We start from the raw sequence: 7,916 nt of genomic DNA on the forward strand, positions 1-7,916 counted from the left end.
AGGAGCTGCTGGCCCGGGACTGCGCGCCCGACCCCCGCTACGTCGAGCGGGTCGAGGCCGCCTTCCCGTACCGCGACCAGCACAACTGCGCCCGGACGGTGGCCGTCATCGAGGAGCACCTGGACCGGATCGGCTGACCGGCCGGGGAGGCGCCGCCCCCGCCACGGCGCGGCCGGACTACGCCGGGTCGTCCCCGTGCTCGCCGTACGTCACGTGCAAGGCGTCCTCGGCGGCGAGGTCGGCGAGCAGCCGCGCGTAGGCGTTCTCGTACACCTCGCCCATCGCCCGGTCCCACTCCGGGACCAGCGCCGGCGGGCGGCCGGAGTTCTGGGTCAGCTCGCCGAACACGAGGCCCTGGTCGGTCTCGAAGAAGTCCAGCCGCTCCAGCGGGCGGCGGATCGCGCCGGAGAGCGTCCGGCAGGCCTCGGCGATGGCGCCGAAGTCCTCGGGCGCCGTGACGTCGCCCTCCCCGGGGTCCATGAGGGCCCGGACGTTGACGAGCTCGGTGCCGTCGATGGCGAAGGCCCGCACCCGCTGGGTGATGTTCGCGGCGCGGGACTGGTCGCCGCGGCGGACCTCGAGGTAGAAGGGCTCGCCGTAGAAGCAGAAGACCTTGATGTCGTCGGGCACGGCGCCGGGCTCGCCCGAGCGGCCGACGAGGAACTCCTCGGCGAAGTACCAGGACCGCTTCTCGTGCTTGCTCCACAGCTTCTCGAGGACCGCCTCGCGGGTCGTCGGCTCGCCGACGAGCAGGTCGGTGTACGTACCGGTGGCGGGATCGCGCACGAGCGGGAAGACGTTCATGCCGCCGCCGCCGATGCTGCTCTTGAGGACGAAGCGGTCCGGGAGGGCGTCCCAGTCGACGTCACCGGGCTCGGCCCAGCGGCCGAGGATCTCCGGCACCCGCACGCCGTGCTGGGCGGCGAACCGCTGCGCGGGGAGCTTGGCGTAGAGCTGGAGGATGGGCTCGCGGATCGTCTCGCGGGTGTAGACGCGCGTGGTGTTCGCCCGCCGGTGCAGCCGCGCCGACAGGGTGTGCGAGGGCACCCCGGTGGCGGTCTCGGGGTCGGCGGCGTCGCGCACCGTGCGCTGCAGCGGGGTCATCGCCTCCTCCTCGAGGATGGCGATCTGCGCGCGGAGCCGCTCGACCTGGAGGCGGCGTCGGGCCACCTGCCGCTCGGTGCGGCGCAGGCGGGCGCGGGCCTTCTGCCGCGGGGTGCGGCCGGCGTCGTCGGTCATGCCTGCACCCCCCGGTCCAGCGCCGGGTCGGGGTCGAACACCCCGCCGGGGACGCGGTTCTCCAGCGCCCCGGCCCGGTAGGGCTGCACGAGCATCCGGGCGTGCCCGGTGTCGAAGAGGTGGCCGAGCCGCAGGTCCTGCTCCTCGGTGAGGACGGGGACGCGCTCGGGGTCGACGTCGAGGCGGTCCAGGACGAGCCGGTCGCCGTCCTGGCGCCAGCACACCTGCACGTAGGGCCGCGACACGTGGGCCGACAGCGTCGCCGACGCCTCGGTCAGCGCGGTGAGCGTGGCCGGCAGGTCCAGCCCGGCGTCGTGGCGCAGCGCGGGCCGCACGTCGCCGAGGTCCGCCCCGTCGCCGTCGAGGTGCCGGGCGGTGTCACCGACCCCGACCTCGACGAGCCCGACGAGGCCGTGGAAGGCGTGGACGACGACGCGCCGGTCCGCGGGCCCCGGGTCGTCGACGGTGAGCGGGACACCGTGGGAGCGCACGAAGCGCTCGGTGGCGTCCCGGTCGGCGAAGACCCTGCCGGCGCCGTCGAAGCCCGCCACCGGGTCCGGGGCCTTGCGGTGGATGCGCTGCATCATCCGCACCCCCCAGACGAAGCCGGGGACGCCGTTGGTCTTCTCGACCCGGGCCAAGGGCATGAGGTCCTTGCCGATGAGCGGCCCGAGGGTGCGCTGCAGCTCGCGGCGGCGCGCCGTGAGGGTGGTCTTCTCGGCGTCGAGCTCGGCGACCTCGTGCTGGAGGGCGGCGGTGCGCTGCTCCAGCTTGCGGATCTTCGGGTCGCGGGTGGTCGCCACCCGTCCACGCTGGTGGAGACGGTTCAGCGACCCCTGGAGGTCACGGATTCGCTCGAGCACTACGGGCACCTTCGGGTCGTCGGGGACGGTCACCAGCGGCCTGACGACGCATCAGGCTACTGCACCCGCGCGAGCGGCCGGCGACGTCCTCGGCGGGCCGCGCGGGACCGCCGGACGGGTCCGCGTCAGCCGCCGGTGGCGGCCTCCACCTCCGGCACGAGCGCCGCGGCGAGGACGTCGGTGAGCGAGCGGGCGTAGGTGTCGGTGATGTGCGAGGTCTGGCGGTAGACCATGACGCCACCGATGACGGGGACGCACGTCCGCTCGGGGCAGATGGAGTCGCGGATGTCGACGACCCGCACGCCCTGCACCCGCTCGGCGGCGGGGAGCTGGGCGGCGGCGCCGCTCTCCCGTTCGCCCCGGGCCCGGTCGAAGGTGCAGGCGGACAGGTCGCCGCCGTGGTCGGCGATGCACTCGTACACGGGCGCGATCTGGCCGGGGCTCGGGTTGTCGGCGATGACGACCATCGGGATGCCGGCGTCCGTGACGCGCGTCCACTGCCGGGCCATGGCGTCGACCATCGTCGCGGTGGACAGTGAGCCGAGGTCCGCGGGGTCCGCCAGCGCCTCGTTGATCCGCTCGGCCGTGACCACGACGTCGGGCCTGCTGCGCAGGAGGTCGGCCAGCACCGCCCGGTTCCACTCGGTGCACGAGGTGTAGGGCTCGCCCTTGGCCTCCTGCACGCCGTCGTGGAAGCCACACGCGGACTTGGTCATCGACACGATCTTCCAGTGCTCGCGCTTGGCGATCTCGTCCAGGGGCGAGTAGTACTGCATGATCTTGGAGTCCCCGACGACCGCGACCGTCAGGGTGCCGTTCGGGTCGCCCCAGTCGCACACGACCGGGTCGGGCGACTCCTGGTCGACCTGGCACTCCGGCGGGTACGGCGGCACGTCGCCCTCGGCCTCGAGGGCGGACGGGACGTAGGACGCGATGCTCTTCAGGCTGGCGACGCTGCCGGGCTTCCCCGTCGTCCCGGTGAGCGCCTCGGCCCCGAGGGGGGCCGCTCCGACGGCCGCCTGCGAGCGCGAGCCGCCCGGGACGAGCAGCACGAGGACGAGGCCGGCGACGACGCCGAGGGCGGTGAAGTTGCCGCCGACCGACAGCGCGAGCCGGTTGCTGCGGGAGAGGGCGGGCGCGAACCGGATCGGGTTCTCGATGAGCCGTAGCGACAGCCAGGACGGGATGACGGCGACGGCCATGACGAGCAGACCCCTGGTGCCTCCGAGGTCCCCCCAGTAGGCGGTGGCCGCGGTGATGAGCGGCCAGTGCCAGAGGTAGAGCGAGTACGAGATGCCGCCCACCCAGACCAGCGGCTTCCAGGCGAGGACGCCGGCGGGGCCGGCCGGGCCGGAGGTGTAGCCGGCGACGATCATCGCGGCCGTCCCGAGGCAGGGCGCGAGGGCGGCGTAGCCGGGCCAGGCGACGTCCGTGGTCAGCAGGAACCCGCTGGCGAGGACGGTGACCAGGCCCACCCACCCGAGGACGACGGCCGCGACCCGCGGCACCCGCGTCCACACGGTCGCGCCGATGGCGACGAACGCGCCGATGCCGAGCTCCCAGAGCCGGGTGGGGGTGACGAAGAACGCCGTGGCCGGGCTCACGGAGGTGAGGTACACCGAGTACGCGAACGACGGGACGATGACGAGGGCGATGCCGACGGCCATGACCCGCCGCGGCCGCAGCCCGGGCCGGCGACGCAGCAGCCAGGCGAGGAGCACGAGCAGCAGCGGCCAGACGATGTAGAACTGCTCCTCGACGGCGAGCGACCAGAAGTGCTGGACGGGGGAGGCGCCGACGTCCTCGGCGAGGTAGTCGACCGAGCGGGCGGCCAGCCGCCAGTTGACGACGTAGGTGGCCGCGCTGACGATGTCGAGGCCGAAGTCCCGCCACCGCACCGCCGACACGGTGAGCCAGGTGAGGACCACGGTCGTGACGAGCACGAGCCCGGTCGCCGGCAGCAGCCGCTTGGCCCGGCGGGCGTAGAAGCGGGCCAGCGAGACGCGCCCGGTGCTCGTCACCTCGCGGACGAGGAGCCCCGTGATGAGGAACCCGGAGATGACGAAGAAGACGTCGACGCCGACGAAGCCACCGGGCAGCCCGCTCACCCCGGCGTGGTAGACGACGACGAGGCCGATGGCGATGGCCCGCATCCCCTCGATGTCGGGACGGAAGCGCGGGGCCGGGCGGGCGCCGGCGTCGCCGGTGTCGCCCGTCGGGGCGGCCGGGGTGGCCGAGGACCGCTCGGTCGTCCCGCCGGGCGTGGCGGCGCTCACCGCCGGACCGGCTCGGGGTAGAGGGCGAGCCGGGACCCGATGATCTCGCTGCTCGCGGCGACGAAGCGGTCGGTGGCGGCGCCGGGGGTGGTGTCGCCGAAGTAGCGCTCGACGATGCGGGCGTGGTCCTCGCGCGCCCCGCCGGACAGCTCGGCGTCGAGCCGCTCGACGACCCGGCCGGCCTCGCGGGCGGCCAGCGGCGTGAGCATGCCGGCCAGGCCGCCCTCGTCGACGAGGGCCTGCGGGCTGGAGGGCGCGGTGAGCACGAGCGGCTTGCCGGTGGCGAGGAAGTCGAAGGCCACGGCGGAGACGTCGGTGACGCAGGCGTCGGCCGCGGCGAGCTGCCAGCCGTAGGCGGCGTCGGTGTCGACGACGTGCCGGGCGCCGGGGTCGGACTCCTCGGCCCGGGCGACCTGGGCGACGAGCTCGGCGTGGGCGCGCGCGTAGAGCGGGTCGGAGACGCCGGTGCGCGGGTGCGGGCGGTAGACGACCCGGTGCCGGCCGGTGGCGAGCAGGGCCCGCAGCATCGCCGGGCCGTGCGAGCGCACGGAGGAGTAGGCCATCGAGGGCCGGTCGCCCTCCCACGTCGGGGCGTAGAGGACGACGGTGCGGCCGTCGTCGGGCAGGTCGGGGGCGTGCCCGGGAAAGTCGACCTGCGGGCGGCCGACCCGCACGAGGTGTCGGCCGGCGTCGAAGTCGACGAGCCGCGCCTCGATCCGCTCGACGGCCGCCTGACCCGCGACGAAGGTGTAGTCGTAGGCCTTGAGCTGGTTGGAGGCCATGTAGTCCTTGTCGGACTCGCCGTGGTTGACGAACACGTGGGCCGGTCGGCGGTGGCGCATCATCCGGAAGTTCGTGACGTTCTGGTTGACGTAGAAGACGGCGCCGATGCGCCGGCCCTCCATGAACGCCTCGGTCTCGCCGACCGAGCGGTGCCACAGCACCGGCAGCGGGCACTCGGCGGCCAGCGCGACGGCCGTCTCGGGGTCGGTGGTGACGACGGCGAGCGGGTGGCGCCCGGCGAGGACGCGCATGGGCTCGTACCACTGCCGCACCTGGTAGGCGTTGACCGGCGGGTCGGGGAAGAAGACGAGCCCCTCGACCTCGGTGTGGTCCGGGGTCCCGGCCGCGGCGGCCTGCGCCCAGGCCGCGCGGGCCCGGCGCCGGCGCAGGGAGCCGGCCACGAGGGTGCGCGCGGACCGGACGTCCTTGAGCAGGGGCACGGCGGTTCCTCCGAGGCGGCGTGGGGTGGCAGGGGTCGGGTCGGGGGCGGCTCACGCGGCCGGGTGCGGGGCGCTGCGGAGCCAGACCATCCTACGGCGCGCCGCCGGGTACCCTCGCACGCAACCGGTCCAGGAAAGGGTCCCGTGGGTACTCGCGTCATCACGTTCGGCACCTTCGACGTCTTCCACGTCGGGCACGTCAACATCCTCACCAGGGCACACGACCTGGGGGACCACCTGACGGTGGGCATCTCCACCGACGAGCTCAACTTCGCCAAGAAGGGCCGCTACCCGGTCTACCGCCAGGAGCACCGGGCCCAGATCGTCGGCAGCCTGGACTGCGTCGACGAGGTGTTCTACGAGGAGTCCCTCGACCTCAAGCGGCAGTACCTGCTCGAGCACCGGGCGGACGTCCTCGTCATGGGCAACGACTGGGAGGGCCGGTTCGACGACCTCTCCGACGTCGTCGAGGTCCGCTACCTGCCGCGCACGGACGACATCTCGACGACCGACATCATCCACGAGATCCGCAACCGCCTCCTGGACTGAGCCGGCCGCTCAGCCGGGGCCGAGGACCGGGCCCAGGACGACGTCGCGGTAGACCTGGGCCGCCCGCTCGGGGTGGAAGAGGTCCAGCGCCGCCTTTCGGGCGGCGTGGCGCTCGCGCTCCCACGTCGCGTCGTCGGCCGTGCAGGCCCGGACCCGGACCGCGGCCTCGTCGAGCGAGCCCACGACCCACGCCGCGGGGAAGACCGCCCGGGCGCCGCCCCAGCGCGCGTACAACGGCCAGTCGCGCACCACCGGCACCGCGCCGGAGGCGGCCCCCTCGACGAGGCCGTAGTGCAGCGACTCCCGGCGGCTCGTCGACAGCACGACCCCGACCCGCCGCAGCGGCCCGGCGACGTCGTCGCTCCAACCCACGACGTCGACCCGGTCGCGCAGGCCGGGGGAGGCGAGCCGGTCCAGGACCGCCTGCTGGTAGGCGCGTGACCGCGCGCTGCCGCGGGGGCGGGTCAGCGGCTGTCCGACGAGCACGAGCCGCCAGGAGGCGTCACGTTCGAGCAGGTCCAGGGCCCAGGCGACGTCCTTGACGCGCCGCGCCCAGCCGATCATCCCCAGGGTCGTGCGCGCCCCGGGGTCCTTCTCCGGCCCGACGTCGCGCACCCCGACCAGCGGCGGCACCTCGGTCACCGGGGTGTCCCCGGCGCCGAGGGCCGTGAGCAGGGCGGCGACGAGGCGGGCGACGGCGGGCGAGGCCAGCACCTCGTCGACCCGATCCCAGTCGACGAGCGGGAACCAGGCGTCGAGGACGTCGACGCTGTGCACCCGCACGACGAGCCGGGTGCGGGGCGGGACGAGGCGCGAGAGCCAGACGGTCGAGGCGTCGGCCCAGTCGCTGAGCACGACGTCGTGGCCGGCCACGGCGCCCCGCAGCCGGCGCACCCGGCGCTGCTGGCGGGCGTCCTCGACGAGGCCGGCGGTCGCCGCGACCTCGCGCAGCCCGCCGAGGCTCGGGCGGCCGCGCTGCCGCAGCCGGGGGAAGCGCGTCGACGCCTCGAGCAGGGCGACGTCGGCGGCCGGCTCCAGCGCGTCGAGCACCGGCGGGTGGAAGTCCCCGGACAGGCCGGTGACGACGAGCACGGACGGTCGCGCGCCCGTCCCGCCCGCGGGGCCGCGGCGCCCGACCCGCCGCCGACGCCCCCGCAGCGCGGTGGTCACCGAGGCCCCGACGAGGTCGCCGAGCCAGCCGGCGGGGTCGTCGACGAGGGGCGAGGACGCGACGTCGGTGTGCAGCTCGCGGTGGCAGAGCAGCTCCCAGGCGTCGCACCAGCGGCCCAGGGCGAGGTCGGTGCGGCCGTCGGCCAGGGCCGCATCGGACCCGGCCAGCGCCCCCCGGGCCGCGGCGCGCACCCCGTCGAGGTCCTCGCCCCCGTCGGTCCGCGTCGACAGGCCGGCCCAGCGCAGCCGGGCGGCGAGCCCGCTGACCCGCGCGACCTCCTCCGGCCACGGCAGCCCGGCGAAGGCGTCGGCGACGAGGCGCGCGGACCGCTGGTGGGGGAGCGGACCCACCCAGGAGCGGGCGTGGGCGGCGACGAGGTCGGCCGGGACGAGCGCGTCGGGGGCGACCCGGAGGACGGCGGCGGCGGCGGCCCGCAGCGCGCCGACCTCGGCGGGGGGCGGGGCCACCCGCTCGCGGCTGCCGGTGACGTGCGCGGTGCTCGCGTCGAGCCGCGCGCGCAGCGCCTCGCGGGCCTCGCGCACCGCCGCGGCGGCGTCGTGGTCGAGGGCGACGGCCCCGCAGGCGGCGGCGCCGG

Annotated in this window: 6 protein-coding genes; 1 reads left to right on the forward strand and 5 read right to left on the reverse strand. The window is 75.4% G+C overall.

Translation table 11 applies throughout. The features are described 5' to 3' along the window. Positions 1 to 177 precede the first annotated feature (177 nt). The 4 genes from EPD83_RS19300 to EPD83_RS19315 form a co-directional block, all read right to left on the reverse strand. A complete protein-coding gene (locus EPD83_RS19300; protein WP_165567023.1) occupies positions 178 to 1,239 on the reverse strand; it encodes an ATP-grasp fold amidoligase family protein in 1,062 nt (353 codons plus the stop codon). Beyond that, positions 1,236 to 2,042 carry a hypothetical protein gene (locus tag EPD83_RS19305; RefSeq protein ID WP_128366940.1) on the reverse strand — a complete coding sequence of 269 codons (807 nt, stop codon included), beginning with the start codon at positions 2,040 to 2,042 and terminating at the stop codon, positions 1,236 to 1,238. Before EPD83_RS19305 ends, EPD83_RS19300 begins: the two co-directional genes overlap by 4 nt. Positions 2,043 to 2,227: 185 nt before the next feature. Beyond that, on the reverse strand, positions 2,228 to 4,378 hold the full coding sequence (locus EPD83_RS19310; RefSeq protein WP_128366939.1) for an acyltransferase family protein: 2,151 nt from the start codon (positions 4,376 to 4,378) through the stop codon (positions 2,228 to 2,230). Further along, positions 4,375 to 5,601, reverse strand: coding sequence for a CDP-glycerol glycerophosphotransferase family protein (locus EPD83_RS19315; protein WP_235950738.1), 1,227 nt, complete (start codon positions 5,599 to 5,601; stop codon positions 4,375 to 4,377). Before EPD83_RS19315 ends, EPD83_RS19310 begins: the two co-directional genes overlap by 4 nt. A gap of 144 nt (positions 5,602 to 5,745) precedes the next feature. On the opposite strand from EPD83_RS19315, the gene EPD83_RS19320 reads away from it, so the two are divergent. After that, positions 5,746 to 6,150: an adenylyltransferase/cytidyltransferase family protein gene (locus EPD83_RS19320; RefSeq protein ID WP_128366938.1), complete on the forward strand. Its 405-nt coding sequence runs from the start codon at positions 5,746 to 5,748 to the stop codon at positions 6,148 to 6,150. A 9-nt stretch (positions 6,151 to 6,159) separates the two neighbouring features. Here EPD83_RS19320 and EPD83_RS19325 read toward each other — a convergent pair. Continuing rightward, on the reverse strand, positions 6,160 to 7,916 hold a 1,757-nt coding region (locus EPD83_RS19325; protein ID WP_165567024.1), incomplete at its 5' end, for a glycosyltransferase.

Origin of the sequence: Phycicoccus flavus (assembly GCF_004025965.2) — a bacterium.
Taxonomy (GTDB): Bacteria; Actinomycetota; Actinomycetes; order Actinomycetales; family Dermatophilaceae; genus Phycicoccus; species Phycicoccus flavus.